This window comes from Streptomyces sp. NPDC005393 (assembly GCF_040606675.1).
Classification (GTDB): Bacteria; Actinomycetota; Actinomycetes; order Streptomycetales; family Streptomycetaceae; genus Streptomyces.
The window spans coordinates 62,366-83,969 of record NZ_JBEXFG010000022.1 but is presented as its reverse complement, the minus strand read 5'-3'; the positions used below and the strand labels follow the sequence as shown (position 1 = coordinate 83,969).

At 72.0% G+C, this 21,604-nt stretch carries 20 protein-coding genes; 18 read left to right on the top strand and 2 right to left on the bottom strand.

From position 1 onward, the window contains the following. The first annotated feature begins 105 nt into the window (after positions 1-105). From ABZS71_RS19705 to ftsY, 4 genes are read left to right on the top strand one after another with little or no spacing between them, the layout of a single operon-like run. Positions 106-402: a hypothetical protein gene (locus ABZS71_RS19705; RefSeq protein WP_355846315.1), complete on the top strand. Its 297-nt coding sequence runs from the start codon at positions 106-108 to the stop codon at positions 400-402. Position 403: 1 nt separating this feature from the next. Continuing rightward, on the top strand, positions 404-2,542 hold the full coding sequence (locus tag ABZS71_RS19700; RefSeq protein WP_356211731.1) for a histidine kinase: 2,139 nt from the start codon (positions 404-406) through the stop codon (positions 2,540-2,542). After that, on the top strand, positions 2,539-3,207 hold the full coding sequence (locus ABZS71_RS19695; RefSeq protein ID WP_356211729.1) for a response regulator transcription factor: 669 nt from the start codon (positions 2,539-2,541) through the stop codon (positions 3,205-3,207). The genes ABZS71_RS19700 and ABZS71_RS19695 overlap by 4 nt, the downstream gene beginning before the upstream one ends. Positions 3,208-3,241: 34 nt before the next feature. Next, complete coding sequence (gene ftsY, locus ABZS71_RS19690) at positions 3,242-4,468, top strand: signal recognition particle-docking protein FtsY (RefSeq protein ID WP_356211727.1); 1,227 nt, start codon at positions 3,242-3,244, stop codon at positions 4,466-4,468. A 70-nt stretch (positions 4,469-4,538) separates the two neighbouring features. On the opposite strand, the gene ABZS71_RS19685 is transcribed toward ftsY, so the two are convergent. Beyond that, complete coding sequence (locus ABZS71_RS19685) at positions 4,539-5,210, bottom strand: bifunctional DNA primase/polymerase (protein WP_356211724.1); 672 nt, start codon at positions 5,208-5,210, stop codon at positions 4,539-4,541. Positions 5,211-5,675: 465 nt separating this feature from the next. Between ABZS71_RS19685 and ABZS71_RS19680 the strand changes: the two genes are divergently transcribed. The 5 genes from ABZS71_RS19680 to ffh all read left to right on the top strand — a co-directional run bounded on the left by ABZS71_RS19680 (position 5,676) and on the right by ffh (position 13,281). Beyond that, positions 5,676-7,175 (top strand): hypothetical protein, encoded by a 1,500-nt coding sequence (locus tag ABZS71_RS19680; protein WP_356211793.1) that lies wholly within the window; start codon positions 5,676-5,678, stop codon positions 7,173-7,175. Between the two features lie 205 nt (positions 7,176-7,380). Then, positions 7,381-8,670, top strand: coding sequence for an ammonium transporter (locus tag ABZS71_RS19675; RefSeq protein WP_356211722.1), 1,290 nt, complete (start codon positions 7,381-7,383; stop codon positions 8,668-8,670). Beyond that, positions 8,667-9,005: a P-II family nitrogen regulator gene (locus ABZS71_RS19670; protein WP_355846334.1), complete on the top strand. Its 339-nt coding sequence runs from the start codon at positions 8,667-8,669 to the stop codon at positions 9,003-9,005. Before ABZS71_RS19675 ends, ABZS71_RS19670 begins: the two co-directional genes overlap by 4 nt. Before the next feature lie 43 nt (positions 9,006-9,048). Next, positions 9,049-11,625 (top strand): [protein-PII] uridylyltransferase, encoded by a 2,577-nt coding sequence (locus ABZS71_RS19665; RefSeq protein WP_356211719.1) that lies wholly within the window; start codon positions 9,049-9,051, stop codon positions 11,623-11,625. Between the two features lie 102 nt (positions 11,626-11,727). Next, complete coding sequence (gene ffh, locus ABZS71_RS19660; RefSeq protein ID WP_355846340.1) at positions 11,728-13,281, top strand: signal recognition particle protein; 1,554 nt, start codon at positions 11,728-11,730, stop codon at positions 13,279-13,281. Between the two features lie 192 nt (positions 13,282-13,473). Here the strand turns inward: ffh and ABZS71_RS19655 are convergent, their stop codons facing one another. Further along, the gene (locus ABZS71_RS19655; protein ID WP_355846343.1) at positions 13,474-14,355 is read right to left on the bottom strand and encodes an SAM-dependent methyltransferase; all 882 of its coding nucleotides are present in this window, start codon (positions 14,353-14,355) and stop codon (positions 13,474-13,476) included. Between the two features lie 264 nt (positions 14,356-14,619). Between ABZS71_RS19655 and proS the strand changes: the two genes are divergently transcribed. The 9 genes from proS (at position 14,620) to lepB (ABZS71_RS19610) (ending at position 21,571) form a co-directional block, all read left to right on the top strand. Continuing rightward, positions 14,620-16,035: a proline--tRNA ligase gene (proS, locus tag ABZS71_RS19650; RefSeq protein ID WP_356211717.1), complete on the top strand. Its 1,416-nt coding sequence runs from the start codon at positions 14,620-14,622 to the stop codon at positions 16,033-16,035. A gap of 158 nt (positions 16,036-16,193) precedes the next feature. Further along, on the top strand, positions 16,194-16,784 hold the full coding sequence (locus ABZS71_RS19645; protein ID WP_355846349.1) for a hypothetical protein: 591 nt from the start codon (positions 16,194-16,196) through the stop codon (positions 16,782-16,784). A gap of 155 nt (positions 16,785-16,939) precedes the next feature. Beyond that, on the top strand, positions 16,940-17,383 hold the full coding sequence (gene rpsP / locus ABZS71_RS19640; protein WP_355846352.1) for a 30S ribosomal protein S16: 444 nt from the start codon (positions 16,940-16,942) through the stop codon (positions 17,381-17,383). Between the two features lie 2 nt (positions 17,384-17,385). Next, positions 17,386-17,625 carry an RNA-binding protein gene (locus ABZS71_RS19635; protein ID WP_014048589.1) on the top strand — a complete coding sequence of 80 codons (240 nt, stop codon included), beginning with the start codon at positions 17,386-17,388 and terminating at the stop codon, positions 17,623-17,625. A gap of 81 nt (positions 17,626-17,706) precedes the next feature. Beyond that, entirely contained in the window at positions 17,707-18,258 is a 552-nt protein-coding gene (rimM, locus tag ABZS71_RS19630; RefSeq protein ID WP_356211715.1) for a ribosome maturation factor RimM, read from the top strand. Further along, complete coding sequence (gene trmD, locus ABZS71_RS19625) at positions 18,255-19,085, top strand: tRNA (guanosine(37)-N1)-methyltransferase TrmD (RefSeq protein WP_356211712.1); 831 nt, start codon at positions 18,255-18,257, stop codon at positions 19,083-19,085. The genes rimM and trmD overlap by 4 nt, the downstream gene beginning before the upstream one ends. Before the next feature lie 132 nt (positions 19,086-19,217). Continuing rightward, complete coding sequence (gene rplS, locus ABZS71_RS19620; protein WP_355846361.1) at positions 19,218-19,568, top strand: 50S ribosomal protein L19; 351 nt, start codon at positions 19,218-19,220, stop codon at positions 19,566-19,568. Between the two features lie 73 nt (positions 19,569-19,641). Continuing rightward, positions 19,642-20,472 carry a signal peptidase I gene (gene lepB, locus ABZS71_RS19615; RefSeq protein ID WP_356211709.1) on the top strand — a complete coding sequence of 277 codons (831 nt, stop codon included), beginning with the start codon at positions 19,642-19,644 and terminating at the stop codon, positions 20,470-20,472. Next, entirely contained in the window at positions 20,465-21,571 is a 1,107-nt protein-coding gene (gene lepB / locus ABZS71_RS19610) for a signal peptidase I (protein WP_356211707.1), read from the top strand. The genes lepB (ABZS71_RS19615) and lepB (ABZS71_RS19610) overlap by 8 nt, the downstream gene beginning before the upstream one ends. The last annotated feature ends 33 nt before the right edge of the window (positions 21,572-21,604 follow it).

Below are 21,604 nucleotides of genomic sequence, written 5' to 3'. Positions count from 1 at the left end.
AACGGGGGTGCTAGGAGGTCACCGGTTCGGGTGGGCCGGGGCGTCCCCGCACTTCAGGGCCGCGGCGGCGGGTAGGGCACGGGGGCGAGAACAAGGAGATCGACCATGCGCCCTTCCCGAATCCGCGCGACGACCGCACTCGGCATGATCGCCGCAGCCGTCATGTGGACCTCCACCGCCTCCCCGGCCGCCGCGTCCGAGGACGCGTCCTGGCGGGAGGCGGGCCACTTCGACACCACCGGGGCCTGTCAGCGGGCCGGCAAGGCCGGGATCCAGCACCACAGATGGGACGAGTACAAGTGCCGCCCCGGCCGCAGCGACAACTACGTCACGCTGTGGGTCAGGGGCGGCTCCCGCGCGAGCGGACCCCGGGCCCTCGCCGACGGGCCGGTCGCCGCCTGACATGGGACGTGCCGCACTGCCGAAGGACCGCGCCGTGCGGGCCGCGGGCGGGATATCGGCGCTCTTCGTGGTGGTGCTGGCCGGCTGGCTCGCCGGACTGCTGCGGGTGAACGACCAATGGCTCGCCCTGACCTACCCGCGCCCCCGCGGCGCCACCGTGCTGACCCGGGTGGCCGTCGGCGTCCCGGTGCTGGGCGTCGGCGTACTCCTGCTCGCCGAGCGGTCGGCGCGGCGGTACGGCAGCGTCCTGCTGGTGGCCGGGGGCCTGTGGCTGCTGCCCTCGGCCGCGGCCGGACTGCTGGGACTCGCCGACCTCGGCACGACCGGCGCCCTGCTGTCGCTGCTGCTCGCCGCCGCCAAGATGGTCTGCCGCCCGCTGACCGTCCTCCTGCTGCCGCTGTGGCTCTTCCCGCGCGGCGCCCAGCGCCGGTGGCAGTGGTGGGCGATCAGCGCGGGCGCGTCCGCCTACTGGCTGGGCTACGCGGTGCTGTGGCTGATCAGCGAGCCGCTGGTGGGCACCGTGCCCAACCCGGCGTTCGGCACCGCGTGCGGACAGTGGGCCTTCGACCAGCTGGGCACCTACGCCGAGGCCGAGCCATGGGTGCTGCGCACGGTCGCCGCGGTGGTCACCGCGGCCCTGTGCTGCCGCGCGGCCGCCTCCCGGGGCGCCGAGCGGCGCGACTGGGCGCTGCTCGCAGGCGCCTATCCGGCCTGTGTCTCCCTGCTGCTGTCCGAGTGGGGCGAGGGCATGCCCACCATCGTGGCCCGCACCGTGGGCAGCGCGGTCTGGGCGGCCGCCATCTGCCTGGGCGTCGCCCGCACCGGCATATGGCGACTGGACCGCTCCACCAGCCACCGCCTCGCCCGCGCCTTCGTGCTCACCTCACTGGCCGCCGTCGTCGTCTGCGCGGTCGTCGCGGTACAGGCGGGCGTCCCCTCCGTACGGAGCGGGGCCACCACCGCCGCCGCGGGCTGCGCGCTCGTCCTGGGCTGGGCCCTGCGGCCGAGCGCCCGCTGGCTCACGCTCCGCGTCGAGCGCGCCTTCTACGGGCCCCGGGCCCGCCCGCACGAAGCCGTCAGCGCCCTGGCCGTACGGCTCCAGCAGGCCCCGCACCCGGGCGAGGTGCCCCAGCAGATCTGCCGCAGCGCCGTGGAGGACCTCGGCGTCTCGGGCGCCGCTGTCAGCGTCGCAACCCGCGCCGGGCCCAGATGCCTGGCCGCCGCCGGGGCGCCGCTCACCGGCCCGGTGCAGACCTTCGTCCTGCGCCTGCACGGCCGGACGGTCGGCCGCCTCGAAGTATCCCGCGACGGCTCCGGCACCCCCGCCGAGCGCGACAGCGGGCTGCTGTCCCTGCTCGCCGACCAGGCGGCTCCCGCGCTCGCCGCGCTGCGCCTGGCCGAGGAGGCCCAGGCCGCGCGCGAGCGGCTGGTGCTCGCCCGCGAACAGGAGCGCCGCCGGCTGCGCCGGGAGATCCATGACGGCCTCGGCCCCCAGCTGGCCGCCGTCCGGCTGCGCCTGGACATCGCCCAGACCTCCTGCCCGCCCGGCCACCCGGCCCGCCCCCAGCTGTGCGAGGCCGCCGAGACGCTCGCCGAGGCTCTGGTCGAGGTGCGGCGGATCACCGCGGGCCTCGCCCCCGCCGCGCTGGCCGAGCGCGGGCTGACCGGGGCCGTTCGGGATCTGGCGCACCGGCTGGGCGTCGACGGGCTGCGGGTGAGCGTGGCCAGCCGCCCGGCCGTGCTGCCCCCGCTGTCGCCGGGCGTGGAGACGGCCGCGTACCGGATCGCGGCGGAGTCGCTCACCAACGCCGTACGACACGCCCGGGCGCGCCAGGTCGGGGTGGAATTGACGGCGGGCCCGGACACCCTGGAGGTCAAGGTCATCGACGACGGCAGTGGCCTGCGCGAGACCGCGGTGCCCGGCATCGGCCTCGCCTCGGTGGCCGAGCGGGCCGAGGAGATCGGCGGCTCCTGCTCGGTCACCGGATCCGCGACGGGCACGGTGGTGCACGCCGTACTACCGCTGGCCGGGCCCGGGGAGCACGGCAACCCCGAGGAACACCGGAAGACCACCGGACATGAGGGGTGCACAGCGCTCATCGCGTCAACCACGCCCTGGGAAAGGACCCCGACCCAGTGACAGCAACCGCGGAACCGCCGCAGTGGCGCGTACTCCTGGTGGACGACCATCCGCTCTTCCGCGAGGGTCTGGCCGCCGCCGTCAACCTCGACGACGCCTTCGCCGTCGTCGGCCAGGCGGCCTGCGCGGACGAGGCGGTCGCCGAGGCCGGGCGCACCGGTCCCGACCTCATGGTCATGGACCTCGGGCTGCCCGGCCGGTCCGGTCTGGAGGCGACCCGGCGGATCCTGTGCGACCGCCCTGAGGTGCGGGTCATGGTCATGACGATGTCCGAGGACGACGACAGCCTGCTGGCCGCCGTGCGCGCCGGGGCCCGCGGCTACCTCCTCAAGGGCGCGGGCCGGGACGAGATCCTGCGGGCGCTGCACACCGTGGCGCGCGGCGCCGCGGTCTTCAGCCCGCGGATGGCGGAACGGCTCGGGGCGTTGCTCGGCGCCTCCGGCTCCGCCTCGGCCAAGGAGGCGTTCCCCACCCTGACCGCACGCGAACGCGAGGTCCTGGACCTGCTCGCGGCCGGACTCGGCTACCGCCAGATCGCCCAGCGGCTGGTGGTCACCGACAAGACCGTACGCAACCACGTCGGCTCCATCTTCGCCAAGCTCCAGGTGCGTGACCGCGCCCAGGCGATCGTGCGCGCCCGGGAAGCCGGACTGGGAGGCGAATGACTCGCTCCGGCTCGTGGCTGATACTGGGTGGGTTATGGAATTCGTCATCCTTGCTGTAGTCATCGCTGTGGTCGTGCTCGCCGCGACCAGCGGGCTTGTGATCAGCAGCCGCAAAAAGAAGCGACTGCCCTCGGCACCGTCGAGCAGCCCGTCCGTCACCGCGCCGCCCGCCGAGCCGCATGTCGGCGAGGAGGCCGAAACCCCGCGTGAGGAACCGCGCAGAACCATCGAGGAGGTGGACCTGCCCGGGGCCGAGGCCCCGGCCGCGACCGCGGAGGCCCCCGCCCCCGTCGTCCCCGAGGTCCCGCCGATCGAGGTCCCGGAGCCCACCGCCGGCCGGCTGGTGCGGCTGCGCTCCCGGCTCTCCCGCTCCCAGACCACCCTGGGCAAGGGACTGCTCACGCTGCTGTCCCGGGAGCGCCTCGATGAGGAGACCTGGGAGGAGATCGAGGAGACCCTGCTGACCGCCGACGTCGGCGTCGCGCCGACGCAGGAGCTGGTCGAGCGGCTGCGCGAGCGCGTCAAGGTGCTCGGCACCCGTACCCCCGAGGAGCTGCGCGGTCTGCTCCGCGAGGAGCTGCTGCGCCTGGTCGGCACCGAGGCCGACCGCACCGTGCACACCGAGAGCGGTGTGGGCACGAACGGTGAGGAGAAGCCGGGCGTCGTCATGGTCGTCGGGGTCAACGGCACCGGCAAGACCACCACCACCGGCAAGCTCGCGCGCGTACTCGTCGCCGACGGCAAGTCGGTCGTGCTCGGCGCGGCCGACACCTTCCGCGCGGCCGCCGCCGACCAGCTGCAGACCTGGGGCGAGCGGGTCGGCGCCCGTACGGTCCGGGGCCCCGAGGCCGGCGACCCGGCGTCGGTCGCCTTCGACGCGGTCAAGGAGGGCATCGCCGAGTCCGCGGACGTCGTCCTCATCGACACCGCGGGGCGACTGCACACCAAGACCGGCCTGATGGACGAGCTCGGCAAGGTCAAGCGGGTCGTGGAGAAGCACGGCGCGGTGGACGAGGTGCTGCTCGTGCTCGACGCCACGACCGGGCAGAACGGCCTGGTGCAGGCGAGGGTGTTCGCGGAGGTCGTGAACATCACCGGCATCGCGCTGACCAAGCTGGACGGCACCGCCAAGGGCGGCATCGTGGTCGCGGTCCAGCGCGAGCTGAGCGTGCCGGTCAAGCTGGTGGGGCTGGGCGAGGGCGCGGACGATCTCGCGCCGTTCGAGCCGGAGGCGTTCGTCGACGCGCTGATCGGCGACTGAGCCCGGTGGGCACATCCCCCGTGTCAACACGCCGGACGGGCTGGACGACCATCCAGCCCGTCCGGCTTTTTCAGGCCCCGGCCCGGTGGCTCACATAGGCGAGCGTGCCCAGGACCAGCCGGGCGTGCGGCGGGCGGCCCGCCGTGTCGAAGGCCGGCGGCCGCAGCCAGCGGACCGGTCCGAGGCCGCCGAGGTCGGAGGGCGGGGCGGTGACATGGTCGCCGGGGCCCAGACAGCGCAGATCGAGCTCGGCGTCGTCCCAGCCCATGCGGTAGAGCAGCTCGGGAAGTTCGGCGGCGGCGCCCGGGGCGACGAAGAACTGGGCGCGCCCGTGCGGAGTGACGGCCACCGGGCCGAGCGGAAGCCCCATTCGCTCCAGCCGGACCAGGGCGTGGCGGCCCGCGTACTCCGCGACCTCCAGGACGTCGAACGAACGGCCCACGGGAAGGAGTACGGCGGCCCCCAGGACCTCCTCCCACGCGGCCGCGGCGGCGTCGAGGGTGGCGCCCGCCGGGACGCCGGAGGCGAAGGAGAGCGGATGGGCGCCGGGGGAGGCACAGTCGGCCGCGCCACATGAACATTCGTTTCTGCTGCCACTCGTGCCCCGTGTTGCCCGGGCGCCCGGCACCACGTCCCAGCCCCACAGCCCGGTGTACTCCGCCACCGTCGTGGACTCGGACGCACGGCCGCGGCGCCGTGAGCCGGACCGCATGTCCCGGATGCCGCCGATCGTGAAGCCCATGCCCCCTCCAACGGGTCGCGCTCTCGATGGTTACGAGCAGGAGTGTGGTGATGACGCTCCGTCGCCGCTGTGGTGCGGCGGTGGTGCGCTTCGATGTGACGGAGGTGGTGTGACGCGACTCGTGCGCCCCCGTGCGCACCGCTTCACCTTTCCCGGTCGCCCCGGTGTCAAGTGAATCGTGCGGATCGATGAAGGGGTTCATTCGAAGGGGTGGCGAATGGTGGCGTTTTCGCGAACTCCCTCGCCGGAGGCGTGATCGTAGGATTACTTTCAGTGCACAGTCCCCGAGAGTGATGCTCGGTGGAGTGCGGGCTGATGACCGGCGGAGTACGGATCGGTACATGCCACTGGCATGAAGCGGTTCCTCGCCCGGACGGTTGATGCGCCGTATCGCGGGGACAACAGACCGTGACAGAGGGCATTCTGGTGGCGGTCCGGGAAGATTCGTGGGATGGGGGCGTTCCAGTGGGCGACGGTGGCGGCGGTGCTGAGAAGCGCCCCAATGCGCAATTGGGGTCGTGGTTCGTGCGGAGCGGCTGGTCGAAGGGCGAGCTGGCGCGTCAAGTCAACCGCAGAGCACGGCAGTTAGGTGCTCATCACATCAGCACGGACACCTCGCGGGTGCGCCGCTGGCTGGACGGTGAGCAGCCGCGCGAGCCGATTCCGCACATCCTCTCCGAGCTGTTCTCCGAGCGCTTCGGCTGTGTCGTCGGCATCGAGGACCTCGGGCTGCGCCCGGCCCACCGGTCACCGTCCGTATCCGGGGTGGACCTTCCCTGGGCCGGTCCGGAGACGGTCGCGCTGATCGGCGAGTTCTCCCGCAGCGATCTGATGCTCGCCCGGCGCGGCTTCCTCGGCACCTCGCTCGCGCTCTCCGCGGGCCCGGCCCTCATCGAGCCCATGCAGCGCTGGCTCGTCCCCTCGCCGAGCGGACAGCCCGCGGGCGCCCGGCCGTCGGACGGCGGCCGCACCCGGCGGATCTCCCGGCTCTCCGAGCCCGAGCTGGAGCTGCTGGAGTCCACCATCACGATGTTCCGCGCCTGGGACGCCCAGTGCGGCGGCGGCCTGCGCCGCAAGGCGGTGGTCGGCCAGCTGCACGAGGTCACCGATCTGCTGCAGGAGCCGCATCCGGAGCTGGTCTCCAAGCGGCTGTTCAAGGTCGCCGGCGAGCTCGCCGAGCTGGCCGGGTGGATGAGCTACGACATCGGGCTCCAGCCCACCGCGCAGAAGTACTTCGTGCTCGCGCTGCACGCCGCCAAGGAATCCGGCGACCGGCCCCTCGGCTCCTACATCCTCTCCAGCATGAGCCGTCAGATGATCCACGTCGGGCGGCCCGACGACGCGCTGGAGCTGATCCATCTCGCGCAGTACGGCAGCCGGGAGAGCGGCACCCCGCGCACCCAGGCCATGCTGTATGCGATGGAGGCCCGCGCGTACGCCAATATGGGCCAGCCCAGCAAATGCCACCGCGCGGTCAAGATGGCCGAGGACACCTTCGCCGACTGCGCCGCGGGCGACGGCGACCCGGACTGGATCGACTTCTTCTCCGAGGCCGAGCTCAACGCGGAGAACGCCCACTCCTACCGCGATCTCGCCTATGTGGCCGGGCGCAGCCCCACCTACGCGGAGCTCGCCGACCCGGTGATGCGCAGGGCCGTGGAGCTCTTCGGCCAGGAGGCCGAGCGCGAGGGCGGCCATCAGCGTTCGTATGCGCTCAACCTGATCGGCATGGCCACTGTCCATCTCCTCCAGAAGCGGCCCGAGCAGTGCGCGGCGGTGACCGAGAAGGCACTGCCGCTCGCCCAGCGGGTGCGCTCGGAGCGGGTGAACAACCGGCTGCGCAAGACCGTGGACACGGCGGTGCGCCAGTTCGGCGACGTACCGGAGATCGCCGATCTCAGCGAGCAGCTGATCACCCTTATGCCCGACACCCCCGATGCGGCGGGCGTCGGCCGGGCCGTCTGAGCGGCCGGCGATGATGGCGACGCGGTAACGGAACGCTCGGCCCCTGTGACAGCGGTTCATCGGCGCGTAACACTCCGGCGCCCTTCGTCACTGCCGTGAAACATCGGGTGGCATCGACTGAAACGGCGCTGCGCCAACCTCGTGGCGAATACCGGCCCACCCATGTTCTGCCCGCACGGGCCGTCGTTGCGAGGAGACGTCCACCTTGAATGGCGCAAATACCGCGTTCGTATTGATCAGCGCCGCACTCGTGATGCTGATGACCCCTGGCCTGGCTTTCTTCTACGGCGGCATGGTGCGAGTGAAGAGCGCCCTCAACATGCTGATGATGTCCTTCATCTCGCTGGGCATCGTTTCACTGCTGTGGGTGCTGTTCGGTTACTCGCTCACCTTCGGCGACGACATCGGCAGCGGACTGCTGGGCAACCTCGACCACATCGGCTTCAAGGGCATCGAGCCGACCTCCCTGTGGGGTGAGAAGCCCGACGCGGTGCCGGTCATGGCCTTCGCGCTCTTCCAGCTGATGTTCGCGGTGATCACCCCCGCGCTGATCAGCGGAGCCGTCGCCGACCGCGTCAAGTTCGGCGCGTGGTCGCTGTTCATCACCCTGTGGGTCTCGGTCGTCTACTTCCCCGTCGCGCACTGGGTGTGGCAGGCCGACGGCTGGCTGTTCAAGAAGGAAGTGATCGACTTCGCGGGCGGCACGGCGGTCCACATCAACGCGGGCGCCGCCGGACTCGCCGTGGCCCTGGTGCTCGGCAAGCGCATCGGCTTCAAGAAGGACCCGATGCGTCCCCACAACCTTCCGCTGGTGATGCTGGGCTCCGGTCTGCTGTGGTTCGGCTGGTTCGGCTTCAACGCCGGCTCCGCCCTGTCCGCCGATGAGACCGCCGCCAACATGGCCTTCAACACCCAGATCGCCACCGGCGTGGCGATGCTCGGCTGGCTCGCCTACGAGCGCATCCGGCACGGCGCGTTCACCACGCTGGGCGCCGCCTCCGGCGCGGTCGCGGGCCTCGTCGCCATCACCCCCTCCGGCGCGGCGGTCGACGCCCGGGGCGCCATCGTGATCGGCCTCGTCGCGGGCGTCGTCTGCTCCTGGGCCGTCAGCCTCAAGTACAAGCTGGGCTACGACGACTCGCTCGACGTGGTCGGCGTGCACCTGGTCGGCGGTCTCATCGGCACCCTCCTCGTCGGCGTCCTTGCCACCGATGGCGTCGGCGGCATGAGCCAGCTGGGCAAGCAGGCCCTCGGCGCCTTCACGGTGCTGGCCTACTCCTTCGTCGTCTCCTGGATCCTCGCCAAGCTGATCCACGTCACCATCGGCTTCCGGGCCGACGAGGACGACGAGATCAGCGGCATCGACCAGGCGTTCCACGCCGAGACGGCCTACGACTTCAGCGCGGTCGGCGGATCGCCCCGTAGTACGGTGCCCGCCGCCAGTCAGGCCGCGACCGGCGCGACCGCGCCGCAGAACAAGAAGGTGGACGCGTGAAGCTCATCACGGCAGTAGTGAAGCCGCACCGGCTCGAGGAGATCAAGGAGGCGCTGCAGGCGTTCGGCGTCCAGGGTCTGACCGTCACCGAGGCCAGCGGCTACGGGCGCCAGCGCGGCCACACCGAGGTCTACCGGGGCGCGGAATACACCGTCGACCTGGTGCCCAAGGTCCGCATAGAGGTGCTGGCCGAGGACGACGACGCCGACGACCTCATCGACGTCGTGGTCAAGGCCGCCCGCACGGGCAAGATCGGGGACGGCAAGGTATGGAGCGTCCCCGTCGAGACCGCGGTCCGGGTCCGCACCGGCGAGCGCGGACCGGACGCCCTCTGAGGGCCCAGACCACCGGACGGCCACGGCACGACAGGGAGCCGAGTTGACGGAACGCGCCCGGACCACGACTGAGACCACCGACTCGGGGCCCGGCGGCTACGCGGCGGCCCGGCTGCGACTCCTCCAGGAGGGGTCGCGGTCCGGGCCGCCGCGCCGTTCCGCCCTCGCCGAGCTCACCGACCACTGGCTCGCCGCGCTGCTCACCGGCGGCGCCGGGACCGCCGGGATCGGGCAGGGCGTCGCACTGGTCGCGGTCGGCGGCTACGGACGCGGCGAGCTGTCCCCACGCAGCGACCTCGATGTGCTGCTGCTGCACGACGGCACCGCCGGCTCCTCCGCCCTCGCCTCGCTCGCCGACCACGTCTGGTATCCCGTGTGGGACATGGGCCTGGCCCTGGACCACTCCGTACGCACCCCCGACGAGGCCCGCAAGACCGCGGGCGAAGACCTCAAGGTCCAGCTCGGCCTGCTCGACGCCCGCCATATCGCGGGCGACGCCGCCCTCACCGCAGGGCTACGCACCGCCGTCCTCGCCGACTGGCGGACCCAGGCCCCCCGGCGCCTGCCCGAACTGCACGAACTGTGCCAGGAGCGCGGCCAGCGCCACGGCGAGCTCCAGTTCCTCCTCGAACCCGATCTGAAGGAGGCCCGCGGCGGGCTGCGCGACGCCACCGCGCTGCGCGCCATCGCCGCCTCCTGGCTCGCCGACGCGCCCCGCGAGGGCCTCGACGACGCGCGCCGGCGCCTGCTGGACGCCCGCGACGCGCTCCATCTGGCCACCGGCCGCGCCACCGACCGGCTCGCGCTCCAGGAGCAGGACCAGGTCGCGGCCGCGCTCGGGCTGCTGGACGCCGACACCCTGCTGCGCCAGGTCTACGAGTCCGCGCGGACCGTCTCGTACGCGAGCGATGTCACCTGGCGCGAGGTCGAACGGGTGCTGCGGGCCCGCTCGGCGGCCCGGCCGCGGCTGCGCGGACTGCTCCGCGGGCGCGGCGGCCGGGCGGGCGCCGGGAGCGGCACGGACGCGGGGGAGCGCAGCCCGCTCGCCGAGGGCGTCGTCGAACAGGGCGGCGAGGTGGTGCTGGCCCGCGCCGCGCGTCCCGAGCGCGACCCCGTGCTCCCCCTGCGGGCCGCCGCGGCCGCCGCCCAGGCCGGTCTGCCGCTCTCGCTGCACGCCGTACGGCGGCTGGCCGCCGCGGCGCGGCCGCTGCCCGTGCCATGGCCGCCCGAGGCCCGGGAGCAGCTGATCACGCTGCTGGGCGCCGGCGAGTCCACCGTGGAGGTCTGGGAGGCCCTGGAGGCCGAGGGGCTGATCACCCGGCTGCTGCCGGACTGGGAGCGGGTGCGCTGCCGCCCCCAGCGCAACCCCGTGCACCGCTGGACCGTCGACCGGCATCTCGTCGAGACCGCCGTACGGGCCAGCGCCCTCAGCCGCCGCGTCGGCCGCCCCGATCTGCTGCTGGTCGCCGCGCTGCTGCACGACATCGGCAAGGGCTGGCCCGGCGACCACTCGGTGGCCGGGGAGACCATCGCCCGCGACGTGGCCGCCCGGATCGGCTTCGACCGCGCGGACGTCGCCGTCCTCGCCACCCTCGTACGCCACCATCTGCTGCTCATCGAGACCGCCACCCGCCGCGACCTGGACGATCCGGCCACGGTGCGCTCGGTCGCCGAGGCCGTGGGCAGCCCGGTCACCCTGGAGCTGCTGCACGCCCTCACCGAAGCCGACGCGCTCGCCACCGGACCCGCCGCGTGGAGCGCCTGGCGCGGCTCGATCGTCGCCGATCTGGTCAAGCGGGTCGCGGCCGTCCTCGCGGGCGAGCCGGCGGCGGACTCGACCGCCCCGCAGCAGACGACGGCCGAGCAGGAGCGGCTCGCGATCGAGGCCTGGCGCACCGGCGGCCCCGTGCTGGCCCTGCACGCGCGGTCGGAGGCGCTGCCGCCCGGGAAGACCGCCATCCTCCCGGCGGGCGTCGAGGGGCCGCCGGAGGCCGAGGAGCCGACCGGATCGGAGCCGGTCGGCGTCGAGCTGCTGATCGCCGTCCCCGACCAGCCCGGCGTCCTCCCGGCGGCTGCCGGGGTGCTGGCCCTGCACCGGCTCACGGTGCGGGCGGCGGATCTGCGCGCGGTTGGGCTGCCGGCGGAGCTGGAGGGGCCGGCCGACGCGGGCAAGGCCGCCGGCGTCCTGCTGCTGAGCTGGCGGGTGGCGGCCGAGTACGGCTCGCTGCCGCAGGCCGCGCGGCTGCGGAACGATCTGCTGCGGGCCCTGGACGGTTCGCTCGACATCGTCGCCCGGCTCGCGGAGCGCGAGGCGGCGTACCGGAAGTATCCGCGCCGCCGCGGGGTGCACGCCCCGCCACCGCGGGTCACCATCGCGCCCGGCAGCTCCGAGCTCGCCACGGTGGTCGAGGTCCGCGCCCAGGACGTGCCCGGTCTGCTGCACCGCATCGGCCGGGCCCTGGAGGACGCCGCAGTGGCGGTGCGCAGCGCCCATGTCTCCACGCTCGGCGCGAACGCGGTGGACGCCTTCTACGTCACCGATACGAGCGGGGCACCCCTGAAGCCGACGCGCGCGGCGGAGGTGGCCCAGGAGGTCGAGGGGGCCCTGCGACAGGGGTGAAGGGGAGCGGCCGCGGCACGGGGGAAGACCGTACGCTCGGCGGGCGGATACCCTTGGAGGCCGACCGCAGACCGACATCCGACCGAAGGATTCGCGACCACCGTGTTCGATACCCTCTCCGATCGCCTCGCAGCGACTTTCAAGAACCTCCGGGGCAAGGGCCGCCTCTCCGAGGCCGACATCGACACCACGGCGCGCGAGATCCGCATCGCCCTGCTCGAAGCGGATGTCGCGCTGCCCGTCGTGCGGGCCTTCATCAAGCAGATCAAGGAACGCTCGCTCGGCGCCGAGGTCTCCCATGCGCTGAACCCGGCCCAGCAGGTCATCAAGATCGTCAACGAGGAGCTCGTCGGCATCCTCGGTGGCGAGTCCCGCCGGCTCCGCTTCGCCAAGCAGCCGCCGACCGTGATCATGCTCGCGGGTCTGCAGGGCTCCGGTAAGACCACGCTCGCCGGAAAGCTCGGCCGCTGGCTGAAGAGCCAGGGCCACGCCCCGCTGCTGGTCGCGTGTGACCTCCAGCGCCCCAACGCCGTCAACCAGCTCTCGGTGGTCGCCGAGCGCGCCGGCGTCGCGGTCTTCGCCCCGGAGCCCGGCAACGGCGTCGGCGACCCGGTGAAGGTGGCCCAGGACTCGATCGAGTTCGCCAAGACCAAGCAGCACGACGTCGTGATCGTCGACACCGCCGGCCGCCTCGGCATCGACGAGGAGCTGATGCGGCAGGCGGCGGACATCCGCGACGCGGTCCGCCCGGACGAGGTCCTCTTCGTCGTCGACGCGATGATCGGCCAGGACGCGGTGAACACCGCCGAGGCGTTCCGCGACGGCGTCGGCTTCGACGGCGTGGTGCTCTCCAAGCTCGACGGCGACGCGCGCGGCGGTGCCGCGCTGTCCATCGCGCATGTCACCGGCCGCCAGATCATGTTCGCCTCCAACGGCGAGAAGCTGGACGACTTCGACGCGTTCCACCCGGACCGCATGGCGTCCCGCATCCTCGGCATGGGCGACATGCTCAGCCTGATCGAGAAGGCCGAGCAGACCTTCAGCCAGCAAGAGGCCGAGAAGATGGCGGCCAAGCTGGCGAAGGGGCCGAAGGAGTTCACGCTCGACGACTTCCTGGCGCAGATGGAGCAGGTCCGCAAGATGGGCTCCATCTCCAAGCTGCTCGGGATGCTGCCGGGCATGGCCCAGATGAAGGACCAGATCAACAATCTGGACGAGCGGGACGTGGACCGTACCGCGGCCATCATCAAGTCGATGACGCCCGCCGAGCGCCAGGACCCCCACATCATCAACGGCTCGCGCCGCGCCCGTATCGCGCGCGGCTCCGGCGTCGAGGTGAGCGCGGTCAAGAACCTGGTGGAGCGGTTCTTCGACGCGCGCAAGATGATGTCGAAGATGGCCCAGGGCGGTATGCCGGGTATGCCAGGGATGCCGGGCATGCCGGGCATGGGCGGCGGTGCCAAGCGCAAGGGCAAGCCGCAGAAGAAGGCCAAGGGGCGCCAGCGCAGCGGAAACCCCCTGAAGCGAGCACAGCAGGAGCAGGAAGCCGCAGCGCGCCGGGAGCAGGGCGGCGCGTTCGGCCTGCCTGACGGGGGAGAGGAAGCGGAGAACTTCGAACTCCCGCAGGAGTTCAAGAACTTCCTTCCCCCGAAGTGACGCTTCGGGCGGGGCGCACGCAGGCGCCCCGCCCGGGCAACCCCGCAGTCGCGGGGAGCGACAGTCCACCGGGCTGCCGATCCGCTGTCCGCCCGCGCGGTTCATCTCCGCGAGGGCGGAGCACAAGCCGTGTCGCCGTCGGGCGTGTGCTCCCACGAGCGCGCGGCCATGCGGGTCACGGGTGGGCCGGGCTCACGCCCGGGCAATCAGGTAGCGGAAAACGTTCGGCATCCACACCGTGCCGTCCGCGCGCTGATGCGGGTGGACCGCCTCGGCGATCTCCTTGGCCACCTGGGTCGGGTCGGTGGCCCGCTCCGCCGCGTCGAACAGCCCGGTCGACAGCAGCCCGCGCACCGCGCTGTCCATATCGGCGTAGCCGAACGGGCAGGCCACCCGGCCCGAGCCGTCCGGTCGCAGCCCGGCCCGCTCGGCCAGCTCCTCCAGGTCGTCCCGGCCGCACGGCCGCCAGCGGGCCGGGGCGCACATCGAGTCCGCCAGCCGCGCGCCCACCCGTAGGACGGCGGAGGTGGCGCACCGCTCCGGTGGGCCCCAGCCGACGAGCACCACGGCGCCGCCGCGCTCGGTGAGCGCGCCGGCGGCCGCGAGTGTGGCGGCCGCCGAGGCCACCGCGGGGCCCGTGCCCGGGGTGGGCAGTGGCTCGAAAGCGGTCACCACGGTGAAGCCCGCCCCGGCCTCCGGGCCCGCCTCGCGTACACAGGCGCTCTCCGGGCCGCCGAGTCCCAGCCGTGGCGCGGGGTGCGCGGTGTCGCCCCGGGGCGGCGCGCCCGGGGGCGTCAGCCGCTCATGGGCGAGGTCCAGGCGCCGCTCGTCCCTGTCGACCCCGCAGACGGCCGCGCCGCGCGCTGCCGCCATGAGGAGGGCCAGGCCCGAGCCGCAGCCCAGGCCGAGCAGCCGGGTTCCGGCGCCGATGTCCAGCCGTGCGTAGACGGCCTCGTACAGCGGCACCAGCATCCGTTCCTGGATCTCCGCCCAGTCGCGGGCGCGGGCGTGGGGGTCGGCCGCGCGCGAGATGGAGGGATGCGGGAGGTGCCGCCGTACGAGCGTTGATGTCATCAAAGGGCCCCAATCAGCGAAAGAGAAGTGCCGTCGTCAGATCCGGTTCACATCCGCCGTCGTGCGCTGTGGCGTCCACCCCCGTATGCCAGAGAACTCCCCATCCGTCCCCGCGTCCAGAGGTTTCACGGCCGTGCTTGCGTGCCCCTTTTGTGCGCCCCCGCACGCCCTTGTGTTCGCCCTGCTCCCCGGACCGCCCCCGGTCGCCCTCGCCCCTTTTATTCGATTCACGGTTCTGTGCGTCGTCGCCGTACGATCGGCGCCATGGCAAAGGCTCCCGTGCTCACCCCCCGGGTGGAGGATTTCCCCCGCTGGTACCAGGACGTGATCAACAAGGCCGAGCTGGCCGATAACGGTCCGGTGCGCGGCACCATGGTGATCCGACCGTACGGGTACGGGCTGTGGGAGCGGATGCAGCAGGACATGGACGCCCGGATCAAGGCGGCGGGCGCTGAGAACGCGTACTTCCCGCTCTTCATCCCGCAGTCCTATCTGACGAGGGAAGCCGATCACGTCGAGGGCTTCGCACCGGAGCTCGCGGTCGTCACGCACGGCGGCGGCAAGGAGCTCGAGGAGCCGGTCGTCGTCCGGCCCACCTCCGAGACGATCGTCAACGAGTACTTCTCCAAGTGGGTGCAGAGCTACCGCGATCTGCCGCTGCTGATCAACCAGTGGGCCAATGTGGTGCGTTGGGAGCTGCGGCCGCGGCTCTTCCTGCGGACGACCGAATTCCTCTGGCAGGAGGGCCACACCGCCCACGCCACCTACGAGGACGCCCGGGACTTCGCCGCCCGCATCCACCGCGACGTCTACGCCGACTTCATGGAGAACGTCCTGGCGATGGACGTCGTCCTGGGCCGCAAGACCGCCAAGGAGCGCTTCGCGGGCGCCCTCAACACCCTCACGCTTGAGGGGATGATGGGCGACGGCAAGGCGCTTCAGCTCGGCACCAGCCATGAGCTCGGCCAGAACTTCGCCCGCGCCTTCAATACGACCTATCTGTCCAAGGACGGCACGCAGGAGCTGGTCTGGCAGACCTCCTGGGGCAGCACGACCCGGATGGTCGGCGCGCTGGTGATGATGCACGGTGACGACAACGGGCTGCGGGTCCCGCCGCGGCTGGCCCCGGTCCAGGTCGTGGTGATGGCGATCAAGGGCGATGAGGCGGTGCTCGCCAAGGTCCGCGAGATCGGCGAGGCGCTGACGGCGGCGGGGGTGCGGGTCCGGGTCGACGACCGTACGGACACCCCCTTCGGCCGGCGCGCGGTCGACTGGGAGCTCAAGGGGATCCCGGTCCGGGTCGAGGTCGGCCCGCGGGATCTGGAGGGCGGCACCGCGATGGTGGCGCGGCGGATCCCGGGCGGCAAGGAGCCGGTCCGCACCGAGCTGCTGGCCGGGCTGCTGCCCAAGGTCCTGGAGGAGGACCAGGCGCTGCTGCTGCGCCAGGCGCGGGAGCGCCGTGAGGCCCGTACTACGGATGTGACGAGCGTCCAGGAGGCGGCCGAGGCCGCGGCGGCGGGCGGCTGGGCGCGCATCCGGTGGGCGGATCTGGGCCCGGAGGGCGAGGCGGCGCTCGCCGAGCAGTCCGTATCGGTGCGGTGTCTGGTCACCGAGGACGGGGCGGTGCCGGACTCCGATGACGCGCCCGGTAACGTCGCCTTTGTCGCTCGCGCCTACTGAACCGGTACGTACCGCCTTGGGGCGCGGTGCGTGGCTCATCCATACATTTACGCACCCGCCCTCGTCGTGGCACATCAGCGTGAACTGACTGGTACGTGCAAATTATTTGGGATGCCCCGGAATCGGAACACCGGGCGGGCCCTGCTCGTTAGCACGACGTGAGCACGACACCACCTGTTCTCGCCGCAGAGCTGGCACAGGCGTGGGCCGATATTCAACGGCACCACCCCGAGCTGCCGGATCTTGCCGCGCCCGAATCGCTGATCGGAGAGTCGTCGTCCGCGTGTGGCGCCGAGCTCTCCTTCGAACGGCTGCTGCATGAGGCAGTCCATGGCATCGCCGCCGCTCGCGGTGTCCGTGACACCTCGCGCGCCGGCCGCTACCACAACCGCCGGTTCCTGGCGATCGCCGAGGAGCTGGGGCTCGACCATTCCGAGGAGCCGCATCCCAGCAGTGGCTTCTCGCTGGTCACCCTCAGTCCCGAGGCGAGAAAGCGGTACCGGACCACGATCGACCGTCTCCAGCGGGCGCTCAAGGCGCACACCGTCGCGACCGCCGCCGACACCTCGCGCACCTTCCGCGGGCCCGCCGCGCGGCACGGTTCGTCCGGTGGCGGCGTCCGGGTCAAGGCGGTGTGCGAATGCGGGCGCAATGTCCGCGTCGTCCCGTCGGTGCTGGCCCAGGCGCCGATCATGTGCGGTGGATGCGGGAAGCCCTTCCGTATCCCGGAGGTGGCCGCGGTCGGCTGACCGGCCGCGGTGTGGCAGAATGGTCCGCTGTACTCGACAGCCGACCAGGACCCCTCTCTCCTCCGGCTGACGCGTCCATCGGGCACTCGGGTACCGCAACCCCACGCGGCACTTCGTTGTGCTCAACCACGTCAAGACCAGGAGACACCACTTCCGTGGCAGTCAAGATCAAGCTGAAGCGTCTGGGCAAGATCCGTTCGCCTCACTACCGCATCGTCGTCGCCGACTCCCGTACCCGCCGTGACGGCCGGGCCATCGAGGAGATCGGCCTGTACCACCCGGTGCAGAACCCGTCGCGCATCGAGGTCGACTCGGAGCGTGCGCAGTACTGGCTGAAGGTCGGTGCGCAGCCGACCGAGCCGGTCCTCGCCATCCTCAAGGTCACCGGCGACTGGCAGAAGTTCAAGGGTCTGCCCGCCCCGGCTCCGATGAAGGTCGCCGAGCCGAAGGCCGACAAGCGCGCCCTCTTCGAGGCCGCTGCCAAGGACGCCGGTGACGAGCCGAAGGGTGAGGCGATCACCCAGAAGGCGAAGAAGGCGGAGAAGAAGTCGGACGAGGCGGCCGAGGCCGCTGAGTCCACCGCGTCGACCGAGGCCTGAGGATGCTCGAGGAAGCCCTCGAGCACCTGGTGAAGGGCATCGTCGACAATCCCGACGACGTGCAGGTCGCCTCGCGCGATCTGCGTCGTGGGCGTGTGCTGGAGGTCCGGGTGCACCCCGAGGACCTCGGCAAGGTGATCGGCCGTAACGGCCGCACCGCGCGCGCTCTGCGTACCGTCGTGGGCGCCATCGGCGGCCGCGGGATCCGCGTCGACCTCGTCGACGTGGATCAGGTCCGCTGAGGCGATCAAGAAGAGCACCGGCACGGGCCGGGGACGGCCTTGGGCCGTCCCCGGCCCGTGTGTGTGAAGGGACATCGCATAGTGCAGTTGGTTGTCGCGCGGATCGGCCGTGCCCATGGCATCAAGGGTGAGGTCACCGTCGAGGTGCGTACGGACGAGCCGGAGCTGAGGCTCGCCCCGGGCGCCGTGCTGGCCACCGAGCCCGCCTCGGCCGGGCCCCTGACCATCGAGACCGGCCGGGTGCACAGCGGCCGGCTGCTGCTGCGGTTCGAGGGCGTGACGGACCGTACGGGTGCGGAGGCGCTGCGTAACATCCTGCTGATCGCGGAGGTCGACCCCACGGAGGTCCCCGAGGACCCCGAGGAGTTCTACGACCACCAGCTGATCGATCTCGATGTGGTCACCGTGGACGGCACGGAGGTGGGCCGGATCTCCGAGATCTCCCATCTGCCGTACCAGGATCTGCTGATCGTCCGGCGCCCCGACGGCAGCGAGGCGATGATCCCGTTCGTCTCCGAGGTGGTGCCTGAGATCGATCTGGAGGCGCAGCGCGCGGTCATCGACCCGCCGCCCGGGCTGCTGGACGAGGCCGACGCCGAGATCGCGAGCGGCCGTGAGGACGCGTCGTCATGAGGCTCGACGTCGTCACGATCTTCCCGGAGTATCTGGAGCCGCTGAACGTCTCGCTGGTCGGCAAGGCGCGCGCCCGCGGTCAGCTGGACGTACGCGTCCACGATCTGCGCGTCTGGACGCACGACCGGCACAACACGGTCGACGACACCCCGTACGGCGGCGGTCCGGGCATGGTGATGAAGCCCGAGCCCTGGGGCGAGGCGCTGGACGCGATCATCGCGTCGGGGGAGGGCGAGGGGCTGGCGAAGCCGACGCTGGTCGTCCCGACCCCGAGCGGCCGACCGTTCACCCAGACCCTCGCGGTCGAGCTCTCCGAGCGTCCCTGGCTGATCTTCGCGCCCGCGCGCTACGAGGGCATCGACCGGCGGGTGATCGAGGAGTACGGGGAGCGGCTCGAGGTCCATGAGGTCTCGATCGGCGACTATGTCCTGGCCGGCGGGGAGGCCGCGGTCCTGGTGATCACCGAGGCCGTGGCCCGGCTGCTGCCGGGGGTCCTGGGGAACGCCGAGTCGCACCGCGACGACTCCTTCGCCCCCGGCGCGATGGCCGACCTGCTGGAGGGGCCCGTCTACACCAAGCCCCCCGAGTGGCGTGGCCGCTCCATACCGGAGGTCCTGGTCAGCGGCCATCACGGCAAGATCGCGCGCTGGCGCCGGGACGAGGCGTTCCGCCGCACCTGCGAGATGCGCCCCGATCTGATCGAGCGCTGCGACCCGGCGGCGCTGGACAAGCACGACCGCGCCCTCCTGGCCGAGCTGGGCTGGGAGGCGACCGGGTCCGACGAGGGAGCCCGATTTGGGCGGTCGGACGGAGCCGTGGAAGAATAGGCCGCTGCCGTACGTCCGGGCGCGCGCCCCTGCCACAGGGGGATCGACGCCCGTCCGACGAGGGCGGCACTCCGAATCATCACCCGATATTCCGCTGATGACCTGTGGCATCGGCGAGGAAAGCAGACGATCATGTCTCACCTGCTCGACACCGTCGACTCCGCGTCGCTGCGCAGCGACATCCCGACCTTTCGCCCCGGCGACACGGTCAACGTGCACGTCCGCGTCATCGAGGGCAACCGCTCCCGTGTCCAGCAGTTCAAGGGCGTCGTGATCCGCCGCCAGGGCTCCGGCGTGCGGGAGACCTTCACCGTCCGCAAGGTGAGCTTCAGCGTCGGCGTCGAGCGCACGTTCCCGGTGCACACCCCGATCGTCGAGAAGATCGAGCTGGTCACCCGCGGTGATGTGCGTCGTGCGAAGCTCTACTACCTGCGTGACCTCCGCGGCAAGGCCGCGAAGATCAAGGAGAAGCGCCACAACTGAGTTCGCGCCCAGTTTTGCGCGACTACTGAGCTACCGCAGGATGATCCGGCCGGGGCGGATAGGCTCTGGCCCGATGGACACCCAAGGACAGCTCGCGGAGCGCGACCGCTCCTGCTCCGAGAAGGAGCACGAGGAGCGGTCGCGCTCTTCGCATGCGCCGGCTTCCCCCGCACCGGCTCCGTGGGCGCGGATGCGCGCGTGGCTGACCGGGGGCGGGCCATGGCGGCGGGCGGCGCTGCTGGCGACGGCCTGCGCCGTGCTTGTACTGCTGGTGAGCGGTCTGGTGATGCAGCCGTTTCTGATCCCCAGCGGCTCGATGGAGAACACCCTCCGCCCCGGGGACCGGGTGCTGGTGAACAAGCTCGCATACCGTTTCGGGGACGATCCGCGCCGCGGCGACGTTGTCGTGTTCGACGGCACCGGCTCCTTCCGCGAGGAGGAGGCGTCCGGGAACCCGGTGACCGGTGTGCTGCGCAGAGCGGCCGCGGCGGTCGGACTGGCCGAGCCGGCCGAGTCCGACTACATCAAGCGCGTGGTGGGCGTCGGCGGTGACCGGGTCACCTGCTGCGACAAGCGGGGGAGGATCGAGGTGAACGGTCAGCCGGTGGACGAGGACTACCTGTACCCGGGGGACGCCCCCTCGCGGGTGCCCTTCGACATCGTAGTGCCGGAGGGACGGCTGTGGGTGATGGGCGATCACCGCGGCGACTCCCGGGACTCACGCGACCATCTCGGCGCGCCGGGCGGGGGCACGGTCCCCGTCGACAAGGTGATCGGGCGCGCCGACTGGATCGGCTGGCCCACCGGCCGCTGGTCCCAGCTGCGCCGGCCGGACGCCTTCGCGGGCGTGCCCGCGGAGCCGCGCGGCATACATGACGCCGACCCGGGCGCCGCTCATGGGTAGCCGCGGCCGGCCTCGGACCGGTACGCGGCGCGGGGGCCTGGCGCTCGGCGAGGAGCAGCCGCGTCTGCCGGGGGAGCGCCGGGTGGGCGGGCGCGCGGAGCGGCGCAGGATCCAGCGCCGTATCAAGCGCAGGCGGCGTCGCTCGGCCGTCAAGGAGATCCCGATCCTGGTGGGCGTGGCGCTGGTGATCGCGCTGGTCCTGAAGACCTTCCTGGTGCAGGCGTTCGTGATTCCGTCCGGCTCGATGGAGCAGACGATCCGGATCGGCGACCGGGTGCTGGTGGACAAGTTCACCCCGTGGTTCGGCTCGAAGTCGGAGCGTGGCGATGTGGTGGTGTTCAAGGACCCCGGGGGCTGGCTGGACGACGAGCGCAAGCCGGCCAAGGACGATCCGCCGGTCATCAAGCAGGGCAAGGAGTTTCTGACCTTCATCGGTCTGCTGCCGTCCTCGGATGAACAGGATCTGATCAAGCGGGTGGTCGCGGTCGGCGGCGACACGGTCGCGTGCTGCGATACGAACGGCAAGGTCACGGTCAACGGGACCCCGCTGAACGAACCGTATCTGCACCCGGGAAACCCGCCGTCGCAGCGGGAGTTCAAGGTGACCGTCCCGAAGGGGCGGATCTTTGTGATGGGCGATCACCGTTCCAACTCGGCGGATTCCCGGGTGCATCTGGACGAGCCCTATCAGGGCACCGTCTCGGACAGCAGCGTGGTCGGCCGCGCCGTGGTGATCGCCTGGCCGTTCGGACACATGCGGCGGCTCGAGGAGCCCGGAACGTATGCGTCCGTGCAGGACGCGCCGAGTGGGGCGACACAGACGGCAGGCTCGCCGCATAAGGTGTCCCCCATGGATCAGCAAGGAATGGTCCAGCTCCCGACCCCTGCGGAACTCCCGCTCGTTATGGGAGTGGTGGTCCTGCGCCGTGCATGGGGCAGGCGGCAGTCAGGCGTGAGGAGTGGATGTGGGGGATTTGGCGGTCGGCACACGATCCGGTCACGAAGAGCCCGAGAGGCAGCCCCGGACGGGGAGTCAGGACCCCGGGGACGGGGCGGCCGCGGCGCCCGAAACCGGTGCCCCCACGGACGAGACGGCTGATACGCCGGGGTCGCCCGGCGCCCCGGGCGACCC